This is a genomic window from Negativicoccus succinicivorans, from assembly GCF_014207605.1.
In the GTDB taxonomy this organism is placed as follows: domain Bacteria; phylum Bacillota; class Negativicutes; order Veillonellales; family Negativicoccaceae; genus Negativicoccus; species Negativicoccus succinicivorans.
The window spans coordinates 22714-49464 of record NZ_JACHHI010000003.1; the positions used below are offsets into that span (position 1 = coordinate 22714).

The 26751-nt window shown below is 53.9% G+C and carries 28 protein-coding genes, 1 other RNA gene and 1 pseudogene; 4 read left to right on the forward strand and 26 right to left on the reverse strand.

Annotated elements, in window-relative coordinates:
- Positions 1-2: 2 nt before the first annotated feature.
- The 9 genes from atpA to HNR45_RS03460 form a co-directional block, all read right to left on the reverse strand.
- Positions 3-1538: a F0F1 ATP synthase subunit alpha gene (atpA, locus tag HNR45_RS03420; protein WP_024049077.1), complete on the reverse strand. Its 1536-nt coding sequence runs from the start codon at positions 1536-1538 to the stop codon at positions 3-5.
- Positions 1535-2107 carry a F0F1 ATP synthase subunit delta gene (locus HNR45_RS03425; RefSeq protein WP_024049076.1) on the reverse strand — a complete coding sequence of 191 codons (573 nt, stop codon included), beginning with the start codon at positions 2105-2107 and terminating at the stop codon, positions 1535-1537. Before HNR45_RS03425 ends, atpA begins: the two co-directional genes overlap by 4 nt.
- Before the next feature lies 1 nt (position 2108).
- Complete coding sequence (gene atpF / locus HNR45_RS03430; protein WP_024049075.1) at positions 2109-2603, reverse strand: F0F1 ATP synthase subunit B; 495 nt, start codon at positions 2601-2603, stop codon at positions 2109-2111.
- Positions 2604-2636: 33 nt separating this feature from the next.
- The gene (gene atpE / locus HNR45_RS03435) at positions 2637-2897 is read right to left on the reverse strand and encodes an ATP synthase F0 subunit C (RefSeq protein ID WP_024049074.1); all 261 of its coding nucleotides are present in this window, start codon (positions 2895-2897) and stop codon (positions 2637-2639) included.
- A gap of 53 nt (positions 2898-2950) precedes the next feature.
- The gene (gene atpB, locus HNR45_RS03440; protein WP_024049073.1) at positions 2951-3628 is read right to left on the reverse strand and encodes a F0F1 ATP synthase subunit A; all 678 of its coding nucleotides are present in this window, start codon (positions 3626-3628) and stop codon (positions 2951-2953) included.
- A 28-nt stretch (positions 3629-3656) separates the two neighbouring features.
- Positions 3657-4046, reverse strand: a complete 390-nt coding sequence (locus tag HNR45_RS03445; protein ID WP_036467535.1) for an ATP synthase subunit I — start codon at positions 4044-4046, stop codon at positions 3657-3659.
- Positions 4043-4252 carry an AtpZ/AtpI family protein gene (locus HNR45_RS03450; RefSeq protein ID WP_024049071.1) on the reverse strand — a complete coding sequence of 70 codons (210 nt, stop codon included), beginning with the start codon at positions 4250-4252 and terminating at the stop codon, positions 4043-4045. Before HNR45_RS03450 ends, HNR45_RS03445 begins: the two co-directional genes overlap by 4 nt.
- A 61-nt stretch (positions 4253-4313) precedes the next feature.
- Entirely contained in the window at positions 4314-5471 is a 1158-nt protein-coding gene (gene wecB, locus HNR45_RS03455) for a non-hydrolyzing UDP-N-acetylglucosamine 2-epimerase (protein ID WP_159822605.1), read from the reverse strand.
- Between the two features lie 10 nt (positions 5472-5481).
- Positions 5482-6513, reverse strand: a complete 1032-nt coding sequence (locus HNR45_RS03460) for a glycosyltransferase family 4 protein (protein WP_235020600.1) — start codon at positions 6511-6513, stop codon at positions 5482-5484.
- 355 nt (positions 6514-6868) lie between these two features.
- Between HNR45_RS03460 and HNR45_RS03465 the strand changes: the two genes are divergently transcribed.
- Positions 6869-7402 carry a hypothetical protein gene (locus HNR45_RS03465; RefSeq protein WP_159822607.1) on the forward strand — a complete coding sequence of 178 codons (534 nt, stop codon included), beginning with the start codon at positions 6869-6871 and terminating at the stop codon, positions 7400-7402.
- Between the two features lie 143 nt (positions 7403-7545).
- On the opposite strand, the gene HNR45_RS03470 is transcribed toward HNR45_RS03465, so the two are convergent.
- Positions 7546-8058 carry a porin family protein gene (locus tag HNR45_RS03470; protein WP_159822609.1) on the reverse strand — a complete coding sequence of 171 codons (513 nt, stop codon included), beginning with the start codon at positions 8056-8058 and terminating at the stop codon, positions 7546-7548.
- Positions 8059-8224: 166 nt separating this feature from the next.
- On the opposite strand from HNR45_RS03470, the gene HNR45_RS03475 reads away from it, so the two are divergent.
- Together HNR45_RS03475 and HNR45_RS03480 are read left to right on the forward strand one after the other, a co-directional pair.
- Positions 8225-9769, forward strand: a complete 1545-nt coding sequence (locus tag HNR45_RS03475) for a ClC family H(+)/Cl(-) exchange transporter (RefSeq protein WP_024049066.1) — start codon at positions 8225-8227, stop codon at positions 9767-9769.
- Between the two features lie 95 nt (positions 9770-9864).
- On the forward strand, positions 9865-10812 hold the full coding sequence (locus HNR45_RS03480; RefSeq protein WP_159822611.1) for a D-2-hydroxyacid dehydrogenase: 948 nt from the start codon (positions 9865-9867) through the stop codon (positions 10810-10812).
- A gap of 43 nt (positions 10813-10855) precedes the next feature.
- Here the strand turns inward: HNR45_RS03480 and HNR45_RS03485 are convergent, their stop codons facing one another.
- From HNR45_RS03485 to HNR45_RS03560, 16 genes and pseudogenes are all read right to left on the reverse strand, one after another.
- A complete protein-coding gene (locus HNR45_RS03485) occupies positions 10856-12226 on the reverse strand; it encodes a phosphohexomutase domain-containing protein (protein ID WP_184327544.1) in 1371 nt (456 codons plus the stop codon).
- On the reverse strand, positions 12227-12529 hold the full coding sequence (locus tag HNR45_RS03490) for a YerC/YecD family TrpR-related protein (RefSeq protein ID WP_034436924.1): 303 nt from the start codon (positions 12527-12529) through the stop codon (positions 12227-12229).
- Positions 12530-12702: 173 nt separating this feature from the next.
- Positions 12703-13224, reverse strand: coding sequence for a B3/B4 domain-containing protein (locus HNR45_RS03495; RefSeq protein WP_159822905.1), 522 nt, complete (start codon positions 13222-13224; stop codon positions 12703-12705).
- A 6-nt stretch (positions 13225-13230) separates the two neighbouring features.
- Positions 13231-13404 carry a hypothetical protein gene (locus HNR45_RS03500; protein WP_159822613.1) on the reverse strand — a complete coding sequence of 58 codons (174 nt, stop codon included), beginning with the start codon at positions 13402-13404 and terminating at the stop codon, positions 13231-13233.
- A gap of 76 nt (positions 13405-13480) precedes the next feature.
- Positions 13481-13723: a hypothetical protein gene (locus HNR45_RS03505; RefSeq protein WP_024049061.1), complete on the reverse strand. Its 243-nt coding sequence runs from the start codon at positions 13721-13723 to the stop codon at positions 13481-13483.
- A 13-nt stretch (positions 13724-13736) separates the two neighbouring features.
- Positions 13737-14327, reverse strand: a complete 591-nt coding sequence (recR, locus tag HNR45_RS03510) for a recombination mediator RecR (protein ID WP_159822615.1) — start codon at positions 14325-14327, stop codon at positions 13737-13739.
- Complete coding sequence (locus tag HNR45_RS03515; protein WP_024049298.1) at positions 14327-14653, reverse strand: YbaB/EbfC family nucleoid-associated protein; 327 nt, start codon at positions 14651-14653, stop codon at positions 14327-14329. The genes recR and HNR45_RS03515 overlap by 1 nt, the downstream gene beginning before the upstream one ends.
- 43 nt (positions 14654-14696) lie before the next feature.
- A complete protein-coding gene (gene dnaX, locus HNR45_RS03520) occupies positions 14697-16697 on the reverse strand; it encodes a DNA polymerase III subunit gamma/tau (protein ID WP_159822617.1) in 2001 nt (666 codons plus the stop codon).
- 41 nt (positions 16698-16738) lie between these two features.
- An RNA gene (gene ffs / locus HNR45_RS03525) (signal recognition particle sRNA large type) lies at positions 16739-16987 on the reverse strand.
- A 49-nt stretch (positions 16988-17036) separates the two neighbouring features.
- A pseudogene (locus HNR45_RS03530) lies at positions 17037-17807 on the reverse strand (bifunctional 5,10-methylenetetrahydrofolate dehydrogenase/5,10-methenyltetrahydrofolate cyclohydrolase); the annotation flags it as partial.
- Positions 17808-17816: 9 nt separating this feature from the next.
- Positions 17817-19487, reverse strand: coding sequence for a formate--tetrahydrofolate ligase (locus HNR45_RS03535; protein ID WP_159822621.1), 1671 nt, complete (start codon positions 19485-19487; stop codon positions 17817-17819).
- Between the two features lie 13 nt (positions 19488-19500).
- Positions 19501-21483, reverse strand: coding sequence for a penicillin-binding transpeptidase domain-containing protein (locus HNR45_RS03540; protein ID WP_159822623.1), 1983 nt, complete (start codon positions 21481-21483; stop codon positions 19501-19503).
- Positions 21458-22930 carry a CCA tRNA nucleotidyltransferase gene (locus HNR45_RS03545; protein ID WP_159822625.1) on the reverse strand — a complete coding sequence of 491 codons (1473 nt, stop codon included), beginning with the start codon at positions 22928-22930 and terminating at the stop codon, positions 21458-21460. The genes HNR45_RS03540 and HNR45_RS03545 overlap by 26 nt, the downstream gene beginning before the upstream one ends.
- Positions 22927-23787 carry an L-serine ammonia-lyase, iron-sulfur-dependent, subunit alpha gene (gene sdaAA, locus HNR45_RS03550; protein ID WP_024049292.1) on the reverse strand — a complete coding sequence of 287 codons (861 nt, stop codon included), beginning with the start codon at positions 23785-23787 and terminating at the stop codon, positions 22927-22929. Before sdaAA ends, HNR45_RS03545 begins: the two co-directional genes overlap by 4 nt.
- A gap of 14 nt (positions 23788-23801) precedes the next feature.
- Complete coding sequence (gene sdaAB / locus HNR45_RS03555) at positions 23802-24461, reverse strand: L-serine ammonia-lyase, iron-sulfur-dependent subunit beta (protein ID WP_034436941.1); 660 nt, start codon at positions 24459-24461, stop codon at positions 23802-23804.
- 18 nt (positions 24462-24479) lie between these two features.
- Positions 24480-25907: an LPO_1073/Vpar_1526 family protein gene (locus HNR45_RS03560; protein ID WP_159822627.1), complete on the reverse strand. Its 1428-nt coding sequence runs from the start codon at positions 25905-25907 to the stop codon at positions 24480-24482.
- 362 nt (positions 25908-26269) lie between these two features.
- Here HNR45_RS03560 and HNR45_RS03565 point away from each other — a divergent pair, with 362 nt between their 5' ends.
- Complete coding sequence (locus HNR45_RS03565) at positions 26270-26707, forward strand: Dps family protein (protein WP_024048695.1); 438 nt, start codon at positions 26270-26272, stop codon at positions 26705-26707.
- Positions 26708-26751 lie beyond the last annotated feature (44 nt).

The following is a 26751-nucleotide window of genomic DNA, read 5'->3' on the forward strand; positions in this document are numbered from 1 at the left end:
AATCACCCCGCAACCGTATTACTGTTCCGCGCCGCCTTGAACCGTTCTTTATACTCTGCAATGGCTTGTTTCAGAGCTTCTTCTGTAGATTCTTCCAGTTTTTTCTTCGCGACGATGTCACGGCCGATATCCGCATACGTGGTACGCAGGTAGTTAACCAGACCGTGCTCGAACGGAACGACTTCATCCACTTCGAGATCATCCAGGAAGCCGTTAACCGCGGCGAAGATCACCATGACCTGTTCTTCAACCGGGTACGGTGTGTACTGCGGCTGTTTGAGAACTTCCGTCATGCGCTGACCGCGATCAATCTGCGCTTTGGTAGCAGCATCCAAGTCCGAACCGAACTGCGCGAAAGCGGCGAGTTCGCGGAACTGTGCCAAGTCCAAACGCAAGGTACCGGCGACCTGTTTCATCGCCTTAATCTGCGCGGAACCGCCGACACGAGATACCGAAAGGCCGACGTTGACCGCCGGACGAACGCCCGAGTAGAAAAGTTCCGTTTCCAGGAAAATCTGACCGTCGGTAATGGAAATGACGTTGGTCGGAATGTACGCACCGACGTCGCCTGCGAGCGTTTCAATGATCGGCAACGCGGTAATCGAACCGCCGCCCATATCATCGGAAAGCTTCGCCGCGCGTTCCAAGAGACGGGAGTGTAAGTAGAATACGTCGCCCGGATACGCTTCACGTCCCGGCGGACGACGCAGCAAGAGCGACATCGCACGGTACGCAACCGCGTGTTTGGACAAGTCATCATATACGCACAGTACGGCTTTGCCCTGGTACATGAAGTGTTCCGCCATGGCAACACCCGCGTACGGAGCAATATACTGCATCGGCGAACCTTCCGATGCGCCGGCGTGAACGATGATCGTGTAATCCATCGCACCCGCTTCCGTCAGTTTATCGACAAGACGAGCGACCGTCGAGTTCTTCTGACCGATGGAAACGTAAATACAAATAACATCCTGTCCCTTTTGGTTCAAGATGGTATCAATCGCTACCGCGGTTTTACCGGTACTGCGGTCGCCGATGATCAACTCACGCTGACCACGTCCGATCGGAACCATCGAGTCGATGGATTTAATACCGGTCTGTAACGGTTCATTAACCGACTGCCGATCAGCAATACCCGGCGCAGGAAATTCCACACGACGGTGGTCAGCAGCGGGAATCTCCCCTTTGCCGTCCAACGGTTGACCGAGCGCGTTGACAACGCGACCGATCATCGCTTCGCCTACCGGCACCTGCATAACACGACCGGTGCGTTTGACCGTGTCGCCTTCTTTAATCGTTTCGTAGTTGCCCAGCAATACGGCGCCGACGTTCGACTCTTCCAAGTTGAGCGCCATCCCGTATACGCCGTTCGGCAACTCGAGCAGCTCACCGGCCATACACTTGTCAATACCATAGATATGTGCGATACCGTCGCCCACTTCCAATACCGAGCCTACTTCATCGACATTGAGGTCTGCTGTGTAATTTTCGATTTGCTGTTTAATCACCGATGTTATTTCATCCGGTTTAATTTTCATATTGCGTTAGTCACCTCAATCCCATGTTTTTCCGATAGTAGGGTCGTCTTCATTTCGTGTAACTGTCGTTTCAAGGACCCGTCAATGCGCCGGTCGCCGATCGTCACGATCATGCCGCCCAAAATCGACGGATCGATCGTTTTTTCCAGATAAATTTCTTTTCCGGTCAATTCGGTCAACTCGCGAATCAAACGAGTTTCTTCTTCGTCAGTCAAGTCCACCGCCAAGCGCACCTGCGCTTCGGCAATGTTGCGTTCGACATGCGACAACTCCAGATAGACATCAATAATATCCGGCAGGAGCGCAATTCGGCCGCGGTCAATGACAACACCCAGAAATCGCATGACCATCGGATTCAGATGTTGCATGAAAATCCGTTCTACGACTTCTTTTTTTGCCTCGCGGGAGATCAACTGATTGCGCAAAAAGTCCGTCAATTCCGGATTTTGCTGCACAATCTCGCCGATTTGTGCGAGTTCCTGCTCAACTTCTTCCAATGTGCCGGTTTCCTTGGCTAAGGCCAAGAGCGCCGCCGCATATTTTTTGGCAAGTTCTCGGTTATTTTTCATCTTACCGACCTACTTGCTTTGTAGCCAACTTTTCGATGCAGTCATTAATCAGTTTACGATTCATATCCGCATCAAGGTTTTTGGCAATCAGCCGCTCAGCGATCGCTGTAGCGAGCTCTACCACCTCGGCACGCAAATTCTTCACAAGTTCCTCGCGTTCTTCCGCCAATTGACGGGTAGCGAGCGTTTTTTCCTGTTCGATTTGAGTGCGTACCGTATCCAGTTGCGCTTGGGCTTGTTGTTCCGCTTCCGCAACGGCTTTATTAACGATTTCCTGCGCTTGCGCGCGTGCCGATTCCAGTTGCGCCTGGTATTCCGCATGCAGTGCTTCCGCCTGTTTCCGGGCTTGTTCCGCGCCGCTTAAATCTGCAGCAATCCGAGCTTTACGTGCATCGAGAGTCCGCATCAGCGGACCGAAACCGAATTTTCCTATGATGGCAACGAGAACGAAAAAGTTGAGGATTTGGATAATCAAAGTAAGGTTAAATTCGACCAATGAAATTCCCTCCTCAAAACACTAGATGCCAAATTAGAGCAAGTCAACGAGCGGGTTGGCAAATACCAAAACGAGCGCAATAACCGACGAAATAATCGGAATCGATTCGATCAAGCCGATCGAGATCAGCAAGTTAACCATCAAACGTTGCGCCATTTCCGGCTGACGAGCCATGGCGTCCAATGCAGTCGTAGCCGCTTTCGCGTCAGAGAATGCCGCCGCAATCGAAGCGACGCAAGCGATCAAAGCTGCGCAAATCGCAGAAACAACAAGTACTAAAGCAGTAGATTCCATTATAGTTTCCTCCTAAAATAAAATTCCATTATGTACGTTTCGTACATGCTGAATTAATGGCCGCCCTCACCAATTGCACCGCCCAGGTATGCGGTCACGAGGATCGTAAAAATAAACGCCTGGATCAAACCAATGACTAACGAAACACCGATCCATAAGATAGGTACACCGACTGGCGCCAGATAGTTTAAAACTTCCAGCAAAATTTCCCCCGCCAAAATGTTGCCGAATAGACGCATTGCCAACGTAATCGGTTTTGCGATTTCTTCGATCAGGTTAATAAAAACGAACGGAGCGAAGGGTTTGAAGAAGTGTGCAAAATACTCTTTGAACCCTTTGTTTTTCACGTACAGTGCGTGCGTCGCCAGGGATGCTGCAATCGCCAGGCCCAATGTCGTATTCACGTCATTTGTGGGCGAGGTAATGAGGTGCGGCGTCGGTAACAACCCGATCTCGTTTCCGATAAAGATAAAGAAAAAGAGCGTTAACAGCATGTATACCGCTTTACGATAATCGGGCCCGAGAATGGAATGAAACTGATCGCTTAAATTCTCTACGATCATTTCCACTGCGTTTTGCACACCGGACGGTACCATTTCACGACTCCGCGTCGCCAACAATACCAAAATAAAAACCAGTGCGCCGGTCAGCCAGGTCATGTAAATCGTGTCCATGTTAACGGCCATTCCCCAAAGATATTGCACATCATGTGTACCTGTGTGTAGATGCATAGCTTCACCCCCTTCCGCCAGGACATACTCACCTTTTTTTTATATGCTTGAAGTCGCCCAAAAACGTGACAAAGTAGTACACGAGTTTCAGCGACAGTAAGCCGCAAACCGTAGCCCCGAAATGGGCTAAATGGGTTTTTAAGACCACCAGCAAAAAGATGATGGCCACAAAGAAACGCCCTGCCGCGACATTGGTTAAGCTTTTCGCCATATCCAGATCATCGCGATCGCGTCGCTTAAACGCGATCAATGCAAGGTACGAAAAATACGCTATATTAAAGGCGCCGCCTATGATCCAACCGACGGCCCAATCCCCTTTACCGAACAGGAGAACGAGGACCGCCCCCGCGGCCATCAACGCTCCTTGCCAATGCATGCAGGCAAGCAGCCAACGAAAAAGTTCCCGACCGTCTGTCATTTGCGAATCATGTCACGAACTAACGTCAACAGACCTGCCAGCGCACCCGCCACGCCTCCGGCCAGTAAACCGAATGGAGCCGTGCCGATATATTTATCGAGAAGATACCCTAAATACAGGCCGAATAAAATCGTACAAAGCAGTGTCATACCGGCACCGGTAGCGATGGCTAACGCCCGCCGCCAATTAAATTCCTGTTCTTTCACCGGAGACCTCCTTGCCGTGCACATGAGGTTATAAGGGCCTGCACATGCAGTTATTATTCTATCATAATTCATTAGCGTTGGCTATAAATTCAGGCGGTTTTTTCGCCGTTTTACCATAAGCATACAAAAGCGCCTGCACAATTCGACCGGCCGCTTTACCGTCGCCGTACGGGTTGACAGAATTCGCCATCCGACGGTACAAATCATCATCGGTTAAAAGACGTTTCGCTTCCCGGTAGACATCTTCTTCCGCCGTGCCGACCAGGCTTACCGTACCGGCCGCTACCGCCTCGGGTCGTTCCGTGGTATCGCGCAACACGAGTACCGGTTTGCCTAAGCCCGGCGCTTCTTCCTGAATACCGCCGGAATCGGTCAAAATCAGATCGCTTTGCGCCATCAATTGCGCAAACGGTTCGTAATCCAACGGTTCGATCAAATGCACGTGCGGCACATCGCCAAGTTCCGCTCGGACGACTTCGCGCACCGCCGGATTTTTATGAACAGGAAATACCAGTTCCAAGTTCGGTACATCTTCCAGTATCCTCCGTAACGCGCGATATACGTCGCGCATCGGGGCGCCCAAATTTTCGCGCCGATGGGTGGTTACCAGAAGCGTACGCCGTGACGGGTCAAGCTTCACCGGCAGCGTATTCGGATCAAAAGGACGGCCGACTGTCTGCAAAAGCGCATCGATGACCGTGTTACCTGTCACGAAAATCGATTCTTCCTCGACATTTTCTCGCAGCAGATTCGCTTTTGTTTCCGGTGTCGGCGCAAAATGGTAACGCGCCAGCCGTCCGGTCAGGCGGCGGTTCATTTCTTCGGGAAACGGCGAGTAAATATCGCCCGTCCGTAAACCCGCTTCCACGTGCCCGACAGGAATCTGCTCATAAAATGCGGCGAGCGCGCCGGCAAAAGTTGTCGTCGTGTCGCCGTGAACCAAGACTACATCAGGACGTTCCTGTTGCAGACATGTCCGCAAGCCGAGCAACGCCCGGCTGGTGACGTCATATAAAGTTTGTCCCGGCGCCATGATATCCAAATCGTAATCCGGTGTAATCGCAAACAACCGCAACACCTGGTCGAGCATTTCGCGATGCTGCGCGGTCACGGTAACGCATACGGAAAACTCCGGATGCCGTGCGAGTTCGGAAACGACGGGAGCCATTTTGATGGCTTCCGGACGGGTACCGAAAATTGTCATTACTTTAATGGTCATAAAACGTTCCTCAGTGTTTTTCCGACGCGCACTTGCCGCCTGCAATCATGCCCAAGTAGCGTGCCCACCAAAGTCCCGCCGCCGTTACCACACCGACTACGACGACACCGAAAACAACATTTAAATGTACTACCAATAGTGCGATCATCCCCAGAAAAGCGGTAATCGCATACATCAATAAAACCACCTGCTTTTGCGATAAGCCGCTATCGAGCAGACGGTGATGCAAATGCCCGCGGTCCGGCGCGAAAATCGGCATGCCCGAAAGCTTGCGCCGCACGATCGCCAGCGCCGTATCCATAATCGGCAAGCCCAGCGCTATGACCGGCACAACCAAAGCGACGGTAGCCGCTGTTTTCATCACACCCATGATCGATACCGCGGCGAGCGTGTAGCCTAAGAACATGCTGCCCGTATCGCCCATAAAAATCTTCGCGGGGTTGAAATTATACTGCAGAAAACCGATCGCCGCGCCCGCCATCGCGACCGTAATCGCCACGCTGTTCCATTGCCCCATTTGGTACGCAATCAGCGCCACGGAAACGGCGGCGATCGAACTTACGCCGGCCGCCAAGCCGTCTAAACCGTCGATCAAATTCACCATATTGGTGAATCCCACCACCCACAAAATCGTGAGCGGTACGGAAATAAATGCGCTTAAATAAATATAATCGCCAAGCGGATTTAAAATCCAGTCGACACGTACACCACACGCTACCAGCACAACCGCCGCCAAAATCTGACCGAGCAATTTTACCTTAGCGGGAATCTGACAAATATCATCCCATACGCCGACCGCAATAATCACGGCCGAGCCCATCAGTAAACCGATCACTTCGGTCGATAACGGCAAACTGTACAGCACCGATGCCAAAAATCCGATATAAATTCCCAAACCGCCCAAACGCGGTACGACTCCATGATGAACCTTGCGCGCATTGGGATTATCCATCGCTCCGACCCGACAGGCCAAACGCTTCACGGCAGGGGTAATGACATAGGTCACGATGAGCGCAATCCCGAACGCAATTACATACGCCAAGCTCTTCCGCCTCCTCTATTCTCATTCATCGTTATTGTATCATAACGCGCGTCTTAATAACATTAATTTTGTCAAGCGCGATTTTACCGTTCATTTTTGCGCTTAGAAAATATTTTTTACATTACGCTATTGACCTTATTTTTATTAGCTTATTCATTCTGTATTTGTGTCTATTTTATTCTTGATCGGAATGGAAAATCAATTGACAACTATTCCCACTATCCCCTACAATAAATCTCATCATTTTCGTCTGTCAAAATGTGCAGATAAAGTCGAGCGTTACGCGTCATTATCCTGTTTGCTGCAGGGGATGCGTCAGCGCTCCATGTAAATTAATCCTAAAGGAGTTTACCCAATGAAAAAAATTACCACTACCCTCTTGGCGGCCCTCATGCTTCTCTCCGCCACCCCCTCCGCGTACGCGCTGGAGACGCCCGCCAACGAAACCACACGTGTACAACGGGTTATGACCAAAGAAACGCGCACCGAAACAGTGACGCACACCGAAGAACGCACCAAAGAAACCCGACACGGTCACTCCGTTCGCGTGCAACCGCCGGCCGGTAAAGTGCAACTGGGTTTTGACGGTGTAGCCGAAACCGGCTTTGAAAAATGGACCAACGCCGCGATGTCGGTGTTCTCGATTTTCAAAAAATCACCGGTTAAGAAGGCTAAGCAACCGCTTTTACCCGCACTGAAAGAACAGGACCTGCCCTATTTTGAAATCTCCAAAATGCACGGACACAAGCGCACCACCGGCATCACGACGACGGTAACCAAGGAGCAGACAACTATCTATCCGGGTCTGCCCATGGATACGAAACCGCAGTCGGAAGATCCGTTCGAACGAATGATCAGAGACTTCGGTCCGGAATCCGTCAAACGCTAAACGACGGATTCTCTCCGTCGCGCCATGATGCCGTTTGATCGTATGATTATGCGATAAATAGCAAGCGGAAATACAACTTTTTTAGATGTTGTATTCGCGCAATAAAAAAAGACTCGCCGAGCGAGTCTTTTTTATGTTTAGAATTAGAAGCGGTAGTTCAAGCCGACGCCGACACCTTTACGGTTCAAGTCTTCGTCGCGATCCTGGTACGTGTAATTAACGTCCAAGTCGAAGTTCGGGTTCAGATCATACAAAGCACCGACTTTGTATTCTTTTTCTTCACTCGAAACTTTGACGCTGGCATAGCCGTCAAATTTGTCGGTCAGGTAGGTCATGCCTTCCACGCCCGCGTAGAGTTTGTTGCCGGCCACGTCGTAGTTGCGATTGCCGAGGGTCACATATACGTTATCGTTCAAACGATATTTACCGTACACATCAAATTCATTGCCCATGTTGACAAGGTCACGATATTCCGCGCCGATCACGACTTTATCGGCGATACCGTGTTCCACGTAGACCGCATGCGAACCGTCCTGCGCTCCGTTGTAACCGTAACCTACATTCGTGCCGCCTTCCGGAATATACGTCACCGGCGCTGCCATGGCGGCGCCCGCCACAAAGCATGCACACGCTGTTAAAATAGCTAATTTACGCATTTCTTTTCCCTCCTTCAAGTATCCTATCGATTAGTTTCATTATAGAGGATACGTTCGTTAATGTACAGTCAAAATTGCCGGTTAAAAAAATTTAATCCGCCGGCGACGCTTGACGTAACATTATGTAAAAGTGCATTATAGATATACTCAAATGAAAGGATCGGATATGTCATTTTTAAAAATTGAAACGCTGCGCAGTCGCTCTTTACGGACCGACTCTACCTTGCTTTTGGAAGGTGTTTTGGTCGGGTTGCTGGCGGGCGGCGCGGGTGTCATTTATCGTTTGCTGATCAGTTGGTGCGAGGACAGTGTCAGCTATTTGGCGCAACTGGCCGCCTTGGACTGGTCCCGGTTGCCGCTGATCCTGATCGCTTTTTGCATCGGCGCCATTGCACTGGGCGCGATCGTTCGTCACGAACCGTATGCGGGCGGCAGCGGTATCCCGCAGGTGACCGCAGAAATTACCGGTCGGATTCAAACGTCCCCGCTTTCGGTTTTGCTGCATAAATATTTGGGCGGAACCATCGCCGCGCTTTGCGGCTTATCCCTCGGTCGCGAAGGCCCGTCCATTCAGCTCGGCGCGATGTGCGGTAAACTCGTCGCCCGGGGTTTGAAACATAATTATATTCGGGCGCAAAATTTGATGTCATGCGGCGCGGCGGCCGGTCTTTCGGTCGCGTTTAACGCCCCGGTATCCGGCGTACTGTTTTCGCTGGAAGAAATTCATAAAACGATTACGAAGCGCTTGATCATCAGCTGCTTCGCCGCCGCCTTGACGGCGGATGTCGTCAGTCAATACGTATTCGGTCTCGCGCCGATTTTCCATTTTCCCGAGATCGGCAAGATGCCGGTCAGCATGTACCCATGGGTCGTTCTGCTCGGCATTGTTTCGGGCTGCATGGGCGCTGTATATTTTTGGGGTCTGCGCGGCTGCTACTATGTGTACGGCAAATTGAATTTATATATTTTATTGCGACCGCTGCCGGCGATTCTCTGCTCGTTCGTGCTGATGCTCTTCTTCCCGATCGTCTTGGGTGGCGGGCATCCGATCTTGGGCCAGCTGTTAAATGCGCCGCATGCGCTTTGGTGGTTATTGCTGCTGCTCGTGGTCAAAACCGCTTTTTCCTTGATTTCATTTGCCTCCGGCGTACCGGGCGGCATCTTCCTGCCGATTTTGATTCAAGGCGCGATTCTCGGCTGTCTGTTCGGTCAAATCGTCGCGCCGGAGTACGTCGTGCTTTTCATCGTGCTCGCGATGGCGGGCTATCTGACGGCGGTCGTGCGCAGCCCGCTCACGTCGCTCTTACTTTTATTTGAAATGACGCAGCGCATCTCCTACTTTTTACCGCTCGCTATTTGCTGTCTGTTGGCGTATTACACGGCGAACGCGCTCGGCACGCCGCCGATTTACGAATATTTATTGCAAAACATTTTGCGTAAAGAAAAACCGCGTCCCGATTTCGATACGACGATGATGCAGGTGACCGCGGTTGTTTCCGATCACAGCCCGCTTGCCGGCACGGCCTTGCGTGACATCGCGTTACCGCCGCACGCGTTAGTGATCGCCATTGATCGCCAGGGCGTCGCGGTGGTGCCACGCGGCGAAACGGAAATCCAGGCCCACGATCAGCTGGTCTTTGTCTTGCCGCGCAATCAGATCGGCGCGCTCGAAGCGCTGCTCGATGAAACCACCGAATACGAACAACCGTAGCTTGCTGCGGTTGTTTTTTTATTCTGACACGGCAAGCTGCCGAGCGCGGTATTTACGGGTATAATAAAAGCAAAGGAAACAGAGGAGGAATGAACATGCCAAAACTGGTAGTACTCAACCATCTGACACCGGAACGCTTGGAACGTTTGCAACGGGTCCGCCCCGATGCCACTGTCGAAGCGTACGCTAAAATGAGCGAGGCGCTGCCGCACCTGGAAGATGCCGATGCGGTGGCCTTGTGGGGTTCCATGGATCCGCTTCCCGTGCTGGAAGCCGCGCCGAAACTGCGCTGGCTGCACAGCATGAGCGCCGGGATTGAAAAACTGTTGCCGCCTCCCATGCAACAAAACGATATCGTCTTGACGCACACCGCCGCGATTCACGATGCGCCGGTCGCGGAGCGGGCGCTGGCGTTGCTGCTCGCGTTGCGTCACAAATTAAAACGCGCCGTGACGGCGCAAGCGGAAAAAAATTGGGATCCGCAGTCATTTACGTCGCTGGAAAATACGAAAGTGTTGATCGCCGGTTTCGGTGGCATCGGTAAAGAAATCGCCAAACGCTGCGCGGCCTTCGGCGCGGAAATCATCGCGGTAAAAAATCACCTTACGGAAGAGGCTTTGGCCGATCGCGTCATCACCAACGATGAATTGATGAGCGTCTTGCCGGAAGTCGACGTCGTCATGTGCGCGCTGCCCGGCACACCGGAAACGGAAGGATATTTCGGCGCCAAAGAAATCGCCGCGATGAAAAAAGGCGTTTACTTCATCAATATCGCGCGCGGCACCATCGTTGACGAAGCCGCCTTGATCGAGGCGCTGCAGTCGGGTCGCGTCGCGGGCGCGGGTCTTGACGTCACCGCGCGGGAACCGTTACCGGAGGATTCGCCGCTGTGGACGCTCGACAATGTCATTTTGACTCCGCATACCGCGGCGCGCGTCTACGGCTACATGGACAAAGTTTTAGATGTGCTGGCGGATAATTGGCAACGCTTTTTACGCGATCAGAAGTTGAAGAATGTCATTGATAAAAAACGCGGGTATTGAAAAATAAAAAAAGAACGCGATCGCGTTCTTTTTTTATTGCGAATTATTCTACCGTCGTTTCAATCAGCGCCAACACTTCGTCCCGCTTGGTTTGCATCAACTCCCGATCGCCGCGCGTTTCCAAATTGAAACGTACCAGCGGTTCGGTATTCGACTGCCGCAAATTGAATCTCCATGTGCCGAAATCCATGCTCAAGCCGTCCAAATATTTTACTTCCCGCGCCTGATCACGATACGCCGCTTCGACGACGGCTAAGGTTTCCTCCGTTGATTTTACGACGCGATTGATCTCGCCGCTGCAAGGGGACTGTGCTTCCATATCAGCAATCAGTTGCGAGAGCGGTTTGCCTGTTTCGCAAATGATTTGCGCGACTAAAAGCCAGGGGATCATGCCGCTGTCGCAATAGGAAAAGTCGCGGAAGAAATGGTGCGCGCTCATTTCCGCTCCGTACAGGCCATCCACACGCCGCATCGTTTCTTTCATAAAAGCGTGGCCGCCTTTGGATTCCACCGCGGTGGCACCGTAGCGTTCACAAATCGCCTGCGTGTTCCAGTACAGACGCGGATCGTGCACGATGGTCGCGTGCGGATCCTGCTCTAAAAAGTGTTCCGCGAGCAATCCCAAGACATAGTATCCTTCGACAAAATTACCTTTTTCATCCACTAAAAAGCAACGATCGAAATCGCCGTCCCAGGCCACGCCCAATTGCGCTTTTTCCGCTACGACCGCCCGACTCGTCACCAGCCGGTTTTCTTCGATCATCGGGTTCGGTACACCGTGAGGAAAGGTCGCGTCCGCGTCCATGTACAACTCATGCCAGGTGAACGGCAAATGCGTTTTCAAATCGTTAAACGCCAAACCCGCGCCGCCGTTGCCGGCATTGACCACGATGTGCATGGGCTTTAAATGACTCAGATCCACGTACTGCAATAAAGTTTCGATATACTCTTTCTGTACGTCGAGCGTTCGGTAAACGCCTTTTGTTGCCGGCGTGGCAAAATGGCCGGCGAAAACGCGCTCTTCGATTTCTTTTAAACCGGTATCCGCGCTAATGGGAATGCCTTCTTCACGCACCAGTTTCAGGCCGTTGTAATTGACCGGATTGTGGCTGGCCGTCACCATGACGCCGCCGTCCAAACCGTAATGAAACGTCGCGAAATACACCATCTCGGTGCCACAGACGCCGATATCATACACATCCGCGCCGCCGTCTGTCAAACCGCGCGCCAACGCCTCAGAAAGGCGCGGCGAGCTTTCGCGGATATCCCGTCCGATCGCTACTTTGCGCGCCTTGTATTGGTCCGCATACGCGCGTCCGACACGGTAACTTACTTCTTCATCCACTTCCGTCGGCACGATGCCGCGAATGTCATACGCCTTAAAGCCGTTGCGACTCTTCTCCAGTGCTTCCATTTACGTATCCTTTCCCTCTAACCGCTCCAGCATCGTTTGGTAACCGTCCGCGCCGTAACGCAACGCGCGTTTGACGCGGCTGATCGTTGCGGAACTCGCTCCCGTAAGCGATTCGATATCTTCATATTTTTGACCGCTGTGCAGCAACTGCGCCACCTGCCAGCGCATACTCAAGTCTCGCAGCTCGGAAACGGTACACAAATCTTCCAAAAGCGCATACCCTTCCTCGCGCGTTTCAAGTGCCAGCAACGCATCCAGCAGGCTGTCCATTGCCGGGCTGACCAATCTCGGATTTACGCTCATCATTTCCCCTCCTATTATTCTTTATTATAGCACATAGTAAAACAAATACGCTCGTATTACAGCGGCAAAAACAAGCTGTTCATACCGGCATAGGCGAACGTTATGGCGACTTACCAAAACGAATTCCCGCACGCAAAAAGAGATCCTGTACGGGATCTCTTTCGTCATATACGTTAAAAAATAAATTCCGGCTCGTCTTTTGTGATCAGACCGATTTTCACTTGCGCATGAAATACTTCGGTCAGGTATTTTGCCAAAAGGTCACGCCCGCGTTCCAGATCTTCACGGCGATCGGAAAATCCGTCCAAAAGGTAAAGAATATCTTTCGTTTGGGGCGTGATTTTACCGAGTTCGCTTTGCCTCCATAAAAACCGGCGCGTACGCACGGTCGTACCGGATGCGTACACAATCTCTCCGAGGTCCGGCGCTTCCGCAACCGTCTCGCCGAACGGCACGAAGGTATCGTTTTCTCGCGCGCGACGTACGCCGAGCGTGCCCTCCGCCAAAGAGTCGACGGCATGCGCGCCGATCGGCACGGACTCAAGCAATGATGCGGCATTTCCCAAATCGACCAGCGGTGTAATCGAGGTCAGCATTTTTCCTTTGGAAATACGCGTCAAGAGTGCTTCAATGGAACTCGGATATTTATTCGGATTGATACCGACCGCGCGAAACGCTTCGCGGTACGCGGCCAGTTCCGATTATTCCTTTACTTTCACGCCGCGGTATTTTTCCGCCGCTTGCGCCTGCGCTTTCGCAAACAGTTCCGCCACCGCTTGGCTTTTCCGTAACGGCTCGATGCCGGTGGCGACTACCACTCCCACCATATAGTGAGGTAATACGTCAAATACTTCTTCGCTGACAAAATATTTCATACTGCTTCTTTTACTTTACTCACGTATGCGCGCAAATGCGGATAGCAAAAAAGCAGCCTGAAAGCTGCTTTTCAGATTAAAACAAGGCACGACAAATCGCAATCACGATCGTTCCCGGGATACCGAATAAAGCGACGATAATGGCATCCCAAAAGGTCCAGGGAAGTTTCATGAGCATCGCATCGATCAGCCAATACAAGAGTCCGCCGGCAATGATATTACCGATAAACGGAGCTAATGCCCAGCCCAAGACGCGGAAAATTAAAATCGCGATGATCGCAACCACAACAAAAGTAATCAGGGTATTCAATGCTACCATTTTACTCTCCTCCTTACATACTTTGACGGTGGGCGACTGCGCCGGCTAAGGTGACGCCGTCCACAAAACCGATATCTCCACCGGCCGGTAAGCCTCGCGCGATGCGCGTGATCGTAATGCCGATGGGCTTGACCAAACCCGCGATGTAGAGAGCCGTCGCTTCCCCCTCCGCGTCCGGGTCGGTAGCCATAATAATCTCTTTCACCGTATCGTCTCGCAAACGTTCCAAAAGTTCGCGAATATGAAGCTGCTCCGGCTGAATACCGTCCAAAGGCGAAAGCGCGCCATGCAACACATGGTACACACCGTGATATTCATGGCAACGTTCCATGGCTTGCACATCCGTGGGAGATTCAACCACGCAAATCACACTGTGATCACGCCGCGAATCGGCGCAAAATTCACAGGGATCCCGGGTGGACAGATTGCCGCACACAGAGCAGTACTTGGTCTGCGCTTTCGCGGTCTTGATGGCCTCAACAAACGCGTCCACCGACTCCTGCGGCTCTTCCAAAATAAAGTACGCCAAGCGGCGGGCGGTTTTCACGCCGACGCCGGGCAGGCGACGAAATTGTTCCGTCAGCCGCTCTAACGGTTCGTTCATTAAAACATTCCCGGAGGAAGACCCATCCCGCCGGTAATGCGGTTAACTTCCTGCGAAGCCATGTCGTCAATTTTGCGTCCCGCTTCATTGACGGCCGCCGTTACCAAGTCTTCCAGCATTTCGGCGTCCTGCGCTTCCAAGACCGCCGGATCAATTTTTAATTCCGTAATTTGCTTTTCACCGTTCATCACGAGGCGGATCGCACCGCCACCCGCTGTTACTTCGGTTGTTTTTCGTTTCAGTTCCTCTTGCATTTTGGCCATGTCGTCTTGCATTTTTTTGACCTTTTTCATCATGCCGGCCATTTGCGCTTTATTACCAAACATTGATTGCCCCTCTTTCACGGTAGATAAATAGTCCAATACTGTTTTATTCTTCCCATACATATATATCACAGTCACCGGCAAACTGCAAGGCGTTCGCGAGCACCGGATCATTTTGATCCGCGGGGTCAATATCCTCCCGGCGGATCTTGCGGTACTCCCCCGGCGATGTCACCGAAGATGCGGAAACCGCTGTTTTTTCCGATGACGGTGCCGCCGCTTCGTCTCGTTGCAATGCTTCAGCACGAGCGCGCGCTTCATCCGCCTGAGTGCTTTGGGCGGCTACGGCTAAGAGCGTCAGCTCGACGCCGGTGAGTTCCTGCAAAATACCGGCCACTTCCTGTCGGTATTCCGGCCGATTCGCCGCATCGACCAGAAACGCATGCTCAATCGCGATGATGACATGAGTGCCGGCGATTAAAAGAAGTTTCGCATTGCGGTAGCAGGCCGCCTGCGCCATTTTTTTGCGGGCGAAAAGCGCCTCGACAACTTTTTGCCAAATCCCGTCATATTGCGCGGGAAGCACAAAAAAGTCAACGTTCTCCGCCGCTTTTTCCTGCTTCTTCACCGAAGATCTCGTTACCTTTGTTTGAAGTGGCGTTGCGGAAGGAGTCCGCTGCGGCGCAACAGGTTCCGTCGGTAACGGTTGCGCCGACGTTTTGGGCGACACGGCCGTTTTTTTTCGCGCTGACGGCGACGGCACACGTGCCGGTTCTGTCGGCGCAACATGCTCCTCTTCGTCAACGGGAGAAAACGGTGCCACGTTCATTTCCCATTCCGCGGCGCTGACGGCCGCGTCCTCATCATCCGGCGGAGTCGGTTCCGTGCGCCGCGCTTTTGCCGTGACGCCGCGTTGCACGGCTTCTTCCAGTGCGCTTACACGTTGCAGCAAGGCCGGCGAAACAGCCGCCTCTTTATTTTCCAACGCCGTGATGCGCTCTTCCCACTCGGCGGCATTCACTTCCCCGCCGCTGCGGCAAAGCGCCAACAAAGTAAGTTCCGTCGCCATGCGCACGGAGCCGGCAAATCGCGCTTCCCGCAAACCGTCCGCCGTGCGCGTGGCGAGCGTGGCCAAGCGGCCGGCAGGTAGCGTTTGTGCTATGTTTTGTAAGCGCGGAAACGCCTCGCCGTAGATGGCAAGTTCCGGAAAGTCGGGGTCGATTTGACACAAAAGAGCGTCGCGCAGCCATTGCAACAGCTGCTGCAATACGACGGCCGGTTCTTTGCCGGAGCCCAAAATATCCTGAAAAATTTGCAACGTGCGCGCGCTGTCACGCGCCAAAACGGCTTCCGCCAAACCCGTGATTTCTTCCTGGTCCGGCAGTCCTAAAACTGTAGTGACCACGGCTTCCGTGATGGCGCCTCCGGTGCCGGCGCATTGATCCAACAGACTTAGAGCGTCGCGCAAACCGCCTTCCGCACGTACGGCGATCAACCGCGCCGCGCCTTCGCTCAGTTCGATACCCGAACCCTGCGCGACTTTCAACAGTTGCGCGGTGATAGCGGCCACGGAAATACGCCGAAATTCATACCGCTGGCAACGCGAAATAATGGTGGCCGGCAAGCGTTCCGGTTCGGTCGTCGCCAAAATAAACACGACATGTTCCGGCGGCTCTTCCAGTGTTTTCAACAACGCGTTCGCCGCTTCCTTGGTAAGCATGTGCGCTTCATCGATGATATATACTTTGGTCCGCGCAACGGTCGGCAACTGCGCGACGGTATCCCGCAACGCGCGCATCTCGTCAATGCCGCGATTGGACGCCGCGTCAATTTCACTCACATCAAAGGCGGTGCCTTGCGTAATTTCCCGACAACGTTCGCATGCATTGCACGGTTCCGCCGTGGGTCCGTGGATGCAGTTGAGCGCTTTGGCTAAAATTTTCGCCATACTCGTCTTGCCCGTGCCGCGCGGACCGGAAAACAAATACGCATGCGCCACTTTACCGCGGGCTACCGCTTGCGCAAGCGTATGCGCGATCGGATCCTGGCCGACGACGTCGGCGAACGTCTGCGGCCGCCATTTACGATACAATGCCAAGTACGCCATGCCTTGCCCCTTTTCTTTATGAAATAAAAAACGCAGCGGAACGCTGCGATATCCGGTTACCGGCAGAAACCGTTTATGACAACCTCCCGAGTTACCTCGTGGCACATGAAAGGATTCGCTTACTGCTGCTTCCTCTCGGACCTGACAGGGTTCACGAACTTCCATTGCACAAGCCCCGAAAGGTTGCCATAAACGACCTCTGCACAGTCGCCGGTTATTTCATTATACAAAAAACGGTACGAAAGCGCAATACTTCCGTACCGTCATTTCTTACGGATGATGCCGCAACGCCGCGGTCACCGCCGCGTCCAACATAAGCGCGGTCGTTACCGAACCGATACCGCCCGGAACCGGTGTCGCCGCCTGCGCTTTCGCGAGCGCCTCCGGCGCGACATCACCGACGGTTTTGCCGTCCACGCGATGAATGCCGACATCGACGACAACCGCATCTTCACTCACCATATCCGGCGTCACCATCATCGCTTTGCCGACCGCCGCGACCAAAATATCCGCCGCGCGAGTGAAGTGTGGCAAGTCCTGCGTTTTGGAGTGGCAAATGGTAACCGTCGCATTCGCCGCCAGCAATAATTGCACAACGGGTTTACCGATGACATCGCTGCGACCGATCACGACCGCGTGTTTACCGGCGAGCGGAATGTCATAATGCCGCAATGTAGCGAGCACCGCCCGCGCGGTCGCCGGCACAAATGCGGTGCGCCCCGTCACAAGCCGGCCTACCTGCGTCGGTGTCAAACCGTCGATATCCTTGCCCGGCGCAATCGCTTCGACCAGCGAACTGCGATCCAGTCCCGGCGGCAACGGCATTAAAAGTAAAATGCCGTCAATCTGCGAATTCTGATTCAGCGCGTGAATCGTCGCCAAAGCGTCCTCTTGCGTCAGATTTTCCTCGGGCTCGACCCGTTCGACATATAATCCCGCTTGCGTTGCAGACTTCGCTAAAAAGTCGCCGTACATCTGCGCCGCCCGATCCGCGCTGAAACGCACAATGGCCAGCCCCGGAGTAACGCCCTTCGCCGCCAGCATGCGAATTTTTTTCGCCGTGGTTTCCTGCTGCGCGGCCGCTACCGGCGCCCCCTTAAGTTCTCGCATGAATCCTCCTCAAAAAAGACCGACAATGTTTCCGTCCGCCGTCACGTCGATTTTTTCCGCGGCCGGCTTTTTCGGTAATCCCGGCATCGTCATGATGTTGCCGGTAAGAGCGACGATGAAGCCTGCGCCGGCACTGATTTTAAGTTCGCGTACGTGCAGCGTAAAGCCGCTGGGACGGCCCAGTTTGTTCGGATCATCGGAGAACGAATACTGCGTCTTGGCGATGCAGACCGGCAACGCCGCATACCCGCCCGCTTCAATATCGGCCAACGTTTTTTGCGCCGCCGCTTCTAAAACAATATCGTCCGCGCCGTAAATCTCCTGCGCAATCGTACGAATTTTATCGGGAACACTCAATTCGCTCTCATACAGCGGCTGAAAATCAGCGGCGCCCTTGGCAATTTCCTCCAGCACGGCTTGCGCAAGTTCCTTACCGCCTTCTCCGCCTTTGGCAAAAACATCGGACAGCGCGACGGGTACGCCGCGTTCTTCGCAGTATGTACGAATCGCCGCCATTTCTTCCGCCGTGTCGCTGGCGAACGCATTGATCGCCACAACAGCGGGAACATTATATTTGGCAATATTTTCTAAATGTTTGCCGAGGTTTTCTAAGCCCCGCTTAAGCGCGTCGACATCCGGTTCGGTGAGTTCGTTTTTCGCGCGACCGCCGTGCATTTTGAGCGCGCGCACCGTCGCGACCAATACCGCCACTTCCGGTTTTAACTTGCCGTAGCGGCATTTAATATCAAAGAATTTTTCCGCACCCAGATCCGCGCCGAAACCGGCTTCCGTAACGACATAGTCCGCCAGGTGCAACGCGGTTTGGGTGGCCACCAGCGAGTTGCAACCGTGCGCGATATTCGCAAACGGACCGCCGTGCACCAGCGCCGGCACATGCTCAATCGTCTGCACCAGGTTGGGCGAGATCGCGTCTTTCATAAGCGCCGTCATCGCGCCCTGCGCATGCAGGTCGCCGGCCGTTACCGCCTTACCGTCGTAATCGTAGGCGACGATAATGCGGCTGAACCGTTCTTTCATATCTTTGAGATCCTGCGCGAGACACAAAATCGCCATGACTTCGGACGCAACCGTAATATCAAAACCGTCTTCACGCGGCACGCCGTTCACTTTGCCGCCCAAACCGACCACGATGTGGCGCAATGCCCGATCATTCATATCGACCACGCGTTTCCACACGATCCGACGCGGATCAATGCGCAACGTATTGCCCTGTTGCAGATGGTTATCGAGCATGGCCGCCAATAAATTGTGCGCCGCGGTAATGGCGTGCATGTCGCCGGTAAAATGCAAGTTGATATCTTCCATCGGCACCACTTGCGAATAACCGCCGCCGGCGGCACCGCCCTTGATTCCCATGCACGGCCCGAGCGACGGTTCACGCAACGCCACCATCACTTTTTTGCCGAGTTTGGCAAGTCCCTGCGCCAAACCGACCGTGGTGGTCGACTTGCCTTCACCGGCAGGCGTCGGAGAAATCGCCGTAACCAAAATCAAATGTCCGTTTTTTTCGCCGTCCAGCTTACGAATTAAATCATAGCCGATTTTGGCCTTATAGCGTCCGTACGGTGCTAAATATTGTTCTTCAATACCTGCCGCCGCGGCAATTTCCGTAATCGGTTGCAGCTTCGCTGCCTGGGCGATTTCAATATCGCTTCGCATGGGATTGCCTCCTTTATTCCGCCAATTGCACCCGGATCTGTCGGGTATCTTCCAAAGTGAGTCCGGCGAGCGGAGTTTGCGTGATAACTACGCCCTCGCCCTCCGGCACTACGCCAACCTGAGCCTGATTGGCCCATTCCAACACATCGCGCAAACGTCGTCCCGTGAAGTCCGGCACAATAATGTTGCCCTCCTCCGTTCGCGTTAACGTCAGCGGCTCGAGAGCCGCTTTTTCCGCCGTACCGGTATCCGCCACGTCCGTCACATTGGGATGAATGCCTCGATAGCGCATAATTTCTCCCATGACCTCGGCAAATACAGGCGCGGCGATCTGTCCTCCATAGTATACGCCTTCCGGATCATCGAGAACAACGAGGCAGACCGCTTCCGGCTGTTCAATCGGACCGAAACCGATAAAGGACGCGATGTAACGTCCCTCCAAGTAGCCGCCGCGTTCCGTATCCAACTTCTGCGCCGTACCGGTTTTGCCGGCGAGACGATAACCGTTGACCTGCGCTTTGACCCCGCCGCCGCCGGAAACCACCTGCTCGAGCATGGGGACCAACGTGTGATCCACTTCGGGAGTAATCGGTTGTCCGACTTCTTCCGCCTGGCTCGCCTGATACGTTGTGCCGTCGGGATTGACAATGGACGCAATGACATGCGGCTTCATCATTTTACCGCTGTTGGCCAGCGCTCCGTACGCCTGCAACATTTGTAACGGCGTGACGGCGATACTTTGCCCGATCGACATGGTCGCTATATCGCTGTCGCGCATGTCGTCCGGGTTGAACAAAATACCCTCGCCTTCGCCCGGCAGTTCGATGCCCGTCGGTTGACCGAAACCGAACCGTTTCGCATAATCTGTCAATACCGCTCCGCCGGTGCGCAGACCGACCATCGCAAAACCCGTATTGATCGAATATTTGATAATATCGACAAGGCGTACGTCACCGTAGCCTTCGCTGTTCCAGTTTTGAATGGTGTGTCCCGACGCATACACCGAGCCGGTATCATGCAATACCGTTTCCGGTGTAATCGAACCCGATGCCAGCGCCGCCGCCGCGATGATCGGTTTAAACGTGGACCCCGGTTCATACAGATCCGTCACCGCGCGATTACGAAAATCTTCTTCCGTACCTTCCGCGAACCGGTTCGGATTATATGTCGGACGATTGGCCATCGCCAAAATTTCGCCGGTACGCGGATCCATCACAATAATGGAACCGCCGGCCGCGCGTGTCGTACCCATGGCGCGATCAAGAGCGCGCTCCGCAAAAAATTGAATTTGCGCGTCAATCGTCAAGTAGACACTGCGCTCCTCATCGGGGAAAAGTTGGGAAAGCGTCGATTTCAAAATCGGCGTTCCGTAACGCGACGTGATAATGGTCTGCTGCTTGCTGTCTCCTTTAATTTCCTGATCAAGCACCATCTCGATACCGTCAAGACCTTTGTCATCGATACCGACAAAGCCCAGTACCTGTGCCAGCAAATTGCCGTTCGGGTAGTAGCGTTTACTTTCTTCCACAAAATGCAAGCCGGTAATCTTTTGCTGCCCGATCAGCGCTTTCACCTGATCGGAAACTTCTTTGTCCAACATGCGTTCCAACCACACAAAACGGTTGGTTTGGGCGAGTTTTTCCGCGAGCTTATCTTCCGGCACAGACAATAGCGGCGCCAGTATCTGCGCCAAAGCCTGCGGGTCCCGGTTCAATTCTTGCGGATCCGCGTACAGCGAAAGCGTGACGGCGCTCACCGCAAGCACTTTGCCGTTGCGGTCATAAATCGTGCCGCGCGGCGACTGTAGCGGCCGCACTTCTTCGGCTTGTCCCAAATCAAGTTCCGCATAGTACGCGCCGCGTACCACCTGTAAATAAAAGAGCCTGCCGCAGATCAGGATGCCGAACACAGCCAATGCCATAAAGAGAAACGCGACGCGCGTCCTCCCCCGCTTTTTCTGCGGTACGGTTTTACTCCTTACTCGTTCCTTCGTCATGCGCATTCCTTTCCTGCCTCAGTTGGTATCGTTCAGCAGCCAGTGTTAACGCTTCCGGCTCGTTGGCCAAAGTTCCGTCCTGCACCCGTTGGCGCAAAACTTTTAACACGGTCGCCGTGTCTTTCCCGTAACGTTGCGGTAATGATGGATCGTACCGCAGATCCCGCGTATGCACCGGCATTGTGGCAAGTTCGGCACGTACCGCGCCGCCGAATGCGCGATGACCGTCGGTAGCGCTGAGCGGCCGTCCGCAGCCGATCACATCCGCCACGCACAAGTCATTTAATTCGTCCAGCGCCTCGGTCAGTTCGCTCGTGGTGCGAAATTCTCCCGAACGCGCCAATTGGCGCAACCAACGTCGCACATTCGCATCCGCCGTATTGGCGTATTGATGGTATTTCATATGATTGGCGACTAAAAATTCGACACGGCTCACCATCGTCGCCGGATATTGCAGACGGGTCAACGCCGCTTTGGCCATTTCGGCGCTGCGCACATCGTGACCGTAATCGGTAATATCGCCTTTATGAAAGCCGCGGATACCGGGCAGGCCTTTCGCCGCGTCATGGAAAAGCGCCGCATAGCGCGCCACCAATGTAGCCGGACTGTGTTCCACAACGACCAGCGTATGCAACCACGCGTCGTAGGCGTGGAAGCGTCCTTGCGGCGTTTCGGGTAAATGGCTCAATTCCGGTAAAATCGCAACCGTTTTATCGATTCCCTGTTCGCGTACCCGGCACGTTTGCTCCGCCAATCCCGAACGAACGAAAAGATCCAAACCGCGGCCGGCATACGGCGCGACCAGCAGCCGATCGAGTTCGGCGCGCACGCGTTCCAGCGAAAGTCCCTCTACCCGAGCAAACGCCTGCGGCATCGCCGCGCACAATTCACGCGTCGGTCGAAAACCGAGCTGCGCAATAAAACGGCAGGCGCGAAACAAGCGCAAAGCGTCTTCCCGAAAGCGTTCATCGGGAGCGCCGACAGTCTGTAAACGTTTTTTCCTCAAATCTTTGCGGCCGTCGTAAGGATCGATCAATGTGCCGTCGGAACGAAACGCCATGGCGTTGACGGTAAAATCACGCCGCGCCAGGTCGTCCGCAAAATGCTTGGCGTAATACACTTTTTCCGGGCGGTGACTGTCCGCTCCATATTCTTCCCCGCGGAAAGTGGCGACCTCATAGGTTGCGCCCGCCCATTCCACCAGGGACACGCCGAACGCGCGTCCGACAGTACCGACCACTTTAAACGGCGACGCGGCAAACACCCGCTCCACTTCGTCCGGCGTGGCGGCCGTCGTGATATCCCAGTCGTGCGGCGTGCGTCCCAGCAATGTATCGCGCACGCACCCGCCCACGGCGTAAGCCTCAAAGCCCGCCTGCTCCAATGTCTGCAGTAATGTCCGAACTGCGTCCGGTAATGGATAACGGCGGGTAAAAAACGGTATCATTGCTCGCGAATCTTGCGCGCCCACACTTTGCCCGTGGGCGTTGTCGCAAGCCCTGCTTCGCTGCGTTCGCGTAATGATTTGGGCATCATGTGACCGATTTCCGCCATCGCACTGATCACTTCGTCTGCGGGGATCGCGCTTTTTACGCCGGCCAGCGCCAATTCGATCGCTACCAACGCGTGCACCGCATGAAACGCATTGCGCTTCACACACGGTACTTCAACCAAACCGCCGACCGGATCGCAAACCAGTCCCAAGACATTTTTAAGTCCCAACGCGACCGCGTGATCCATCTGCTCGGTCGTGCCGTTGCACAATTCGATACCGGCCGCGCCGGCCATGGCGATCGCCGTTCCGCATTCCGCCTGACAACCGCCGACGGCACCGGCAATCATCGCATTTTTCGCAATGACATCACCGACGCCCGCGGCCGTAAACAAGGCGCGCAAAATATCATCATCACTGCTGCCCAAACGTTCCGCCAGCGTCAGCAAGACCGCCGGCAAAATGCCGCACGAACCCGCGGTCGGACACGCCACAATGCGGCGCATTTTCGCGTTAGCTTCCGCGATGCCCATACCGAGCGTGGCCGCGCGCCAGGCGTAACCGTTTAAAAAATGCGGGGCCGCATCGCGCATGCGCAAAGCATCCCCGCCTGTCAAACCACTCGGTGAACTGCCACCGTCACTGATCCCCGTCTGCGCCGACTCACGAAACGCAGCCAGCATATCCTGCATTTTGCGCCGCACTGCCACCAAGGGCTGTTCATTGGCCGCCGCTTCCTGCGCCGCGACAAAATCACCGACACGTTGGTCGGCTGCTGTCGCTTGATCCCATAATTCCCGTAGCGAACTCATGTCGAATCCTTTCCTTACACCGGCGGAAACGTCCGCACGACTTCAATCGCCGGATGCGCCGCGATCTCCGCCAACGTCGCATTGGCGACCGGCGTATCCGTTTCAATAAACATCATTGCCAAGCGCTTGCGTTCCTGTCGAAACAGACGCATCGCCGAAATATTAATATCCTGTGCCGCTAAAATTTGGGACACAAAGGCCACGATCCCCGGACGATCATTATGCCGCGTCAAAAGCGTATGATTGGACCCGTCCAAATCGACCGAATAACCGTCAAACTCGCGCATGCGAATCCGTCCTCCGCCGGTGGATACGCCCATCAGCTCACGTGCTTTGCCGCTGCTGCCGGTCAAATGAAAACGCACCGTATTCGGATGTTCCGTTTCCGCAGCAGACGCGGTAATCGTCACTTGCAGTCCCAGCTCGGGGGCCATCGTCAACGCATCGCGCAAGCGCGGATCATCCGGCGCCCAGTTCAAGAGTCCGGCCACACAGGCGCGGTCGGTCCCGTGCCCCCGATACGTTTGCGCAAACGAACCGTAAAAAGTAATATCCGCCTTGATCGGTGATTCGCCCAGCAAGTATCGCGCCAAACGTCCCAAACGCGCCGCTCCCGCCGTATGTGAACTCGACGGACCGATCATCACCGGACCGATGATATCAAAAACTCCCACCCTGCCGCCTCCATTTTCTTATAGCCAGCGTGATAAGTCAAAATCTTCCTGGATTTCTTCTTTCAAATAAAGCTTACCGATATACATGCCCAAGAGCGTCGGCGCGGAACGGCGCAGCATACTGCTGTCCCACGCGTCGGCGAGCCGCGCCAGAACCGGTGCCACCGTCCGCAACACTTTGGTCGACGCGCGCCGTTCATACACGACAGGCCGCGATTGCATCAGTTCCGTCAATTGGTTGCGCGTGGTTTCGTCGGTAATATTAGCCGAACGGAAAAAGTCGGGCAGTTCGCCGGCATCGGTAACCGCCAATTTATAGTAGTCACCGTACGCCGAGCGCACGAGGTATTGCGCCGGTAAACGTTCGCCGGCAAGCGCGGCCGCCAATTCCTCTTTGGTGAATCCCATGTAGCTGAAAAAGTACGGGTACGATTCACGCAGCACCTGACCGAGCGGCAAATCCTTGCGCGCCATGCTGGTGCAACGCAAATATTCGAGCTGCTGATAGTAACTGTACTCCGTCGGCAAATCCTGCAGTAACGGCTGCACATATTTTTTCGCGTAACGGCGAAACGCCGCCGCGCTGATGTTATCCGCGTGACGCGAGTAATGGAATAAAAGCAGCAGCGCCAAGATGCGGTAATGTCCCTGTTCCAGATGCGTCATCGCCGCCAAGGCATCATACGCCAATAAGGTCTGCGTTTCGGTGCGTTCCCCTAAAGCGACTTCGGCAAAAGCATCCGTGACCATTTCCAAAACGGTATCATCCGGCGTCATAACATAGACGCGCTGCGCATTTTGCAATGCTTCCTGCACCATAATGTGAGCGATCATATCTTGGATCTCGCTGTCGTCCACATCGCCCAACTTGGCAAACGCCAACGCCGTCACCCGTTCCACATCGTCCGCCATATCCGGGCTGATAGTCGCATACCGCACCAGAAAATGACGTACCTGCCGGCGCAGTAACGACTGCGTGTCTTCCAATGTGTCAATAATTTCAGGCTCCGGCGCGAGTTGCCGCACCGGCTCTTTTTCACGAACCGCATTCGCCGTCGCCAGTGCCGGTTCCGGTTCCGTCGAACTTTCTACGAGTTCCTTTAAATTTTCGCGATTGACAATCTGCGTTTGCGCCAATTCGTCCCGCTCCGGTTCACTGACAGCGGTCGGAGAAAGGCGCGGCAATTCACGTGTTTCCTGCCCCGCTTTGGCGACCGCCGGCGCGGCGGCGGATTGAACCACTGTGGTATCGACCGTACTCGACGACCAGGCCGGTTCCGAATGCACCTGCAAACGCTCCGGCACCACTTTTTCGTGCGCGTGGCGGCGACGGGACGCTTGCGGCACATACGGAGCACGCCGGCGCGGCGCGGGTTTATAAAAGAAAAGACGACATACCAATAAAAAGGCCAAAGCGACCAAAAGAATTACCAAATATGAAACCATGTTGCCACTCCCTCGGGATATTCCCTGTTTTCGTTATTTTTATTATTTCATTATAGCATATATCCACCGCGCGGCCGCCTTTGCCGGCGGGATTTTCTGCATGCTTTTCCGCACCTTTTTGTAAACCGTAATCCGCTAAACGCCTGACCCCTCATTTGGGCCATTTTATAATGCGACAAATGCGCATGAACACAACGACCGATATTCACGGTCTCCCATTGCCGGGAAACGTTTCCGTCACCTGAACTCGGTACATGACTCGCATGATCCTTGCGGATATCTATAAATTACGATATAATAATCATAGGACAAGAAAAGGACACAAAAGGGTGGCCTGATTAGTATTAAGGAGGAGTTATATAATGAAAAATGCAAAATCTGTAAACCAGTATTTGGCTGACTTGGCTCTTTGGAACATTAAACTTCACAACCTGCATTTCAACGTCGAAGGAGTTCCGTTCAAAGCCATCCACGAATTCCTGGAAGAGATTTACGAGGAAGTATTTGAATACTATGATGCGGTTGCCGAACTCATGAAGCAACAGGGAGAATTCCCGGTTGTTACCGCCAAAGAATATCTGAAGATCGCCAGCCTCAAAGAAATCGAATCGAAACCGTATGCGGTGAAAGACGCTCTCGAAATCCTTTTGGGCGACTTGGAACTCATGCGCGATGAAGCATTGAAGATTCGTGAAGAAGCGGACAAAGAAGACAACTTCCTCTTGGCTAACATGATGGAAGATCATGTCGAATTCTACGCGCTGAAGATTTGGTTCACGCGCGCTTTCATGGCAAAATAATATACACCCGCATAGCGGACCCTTGCGGGTCCGCTATTTTTTTG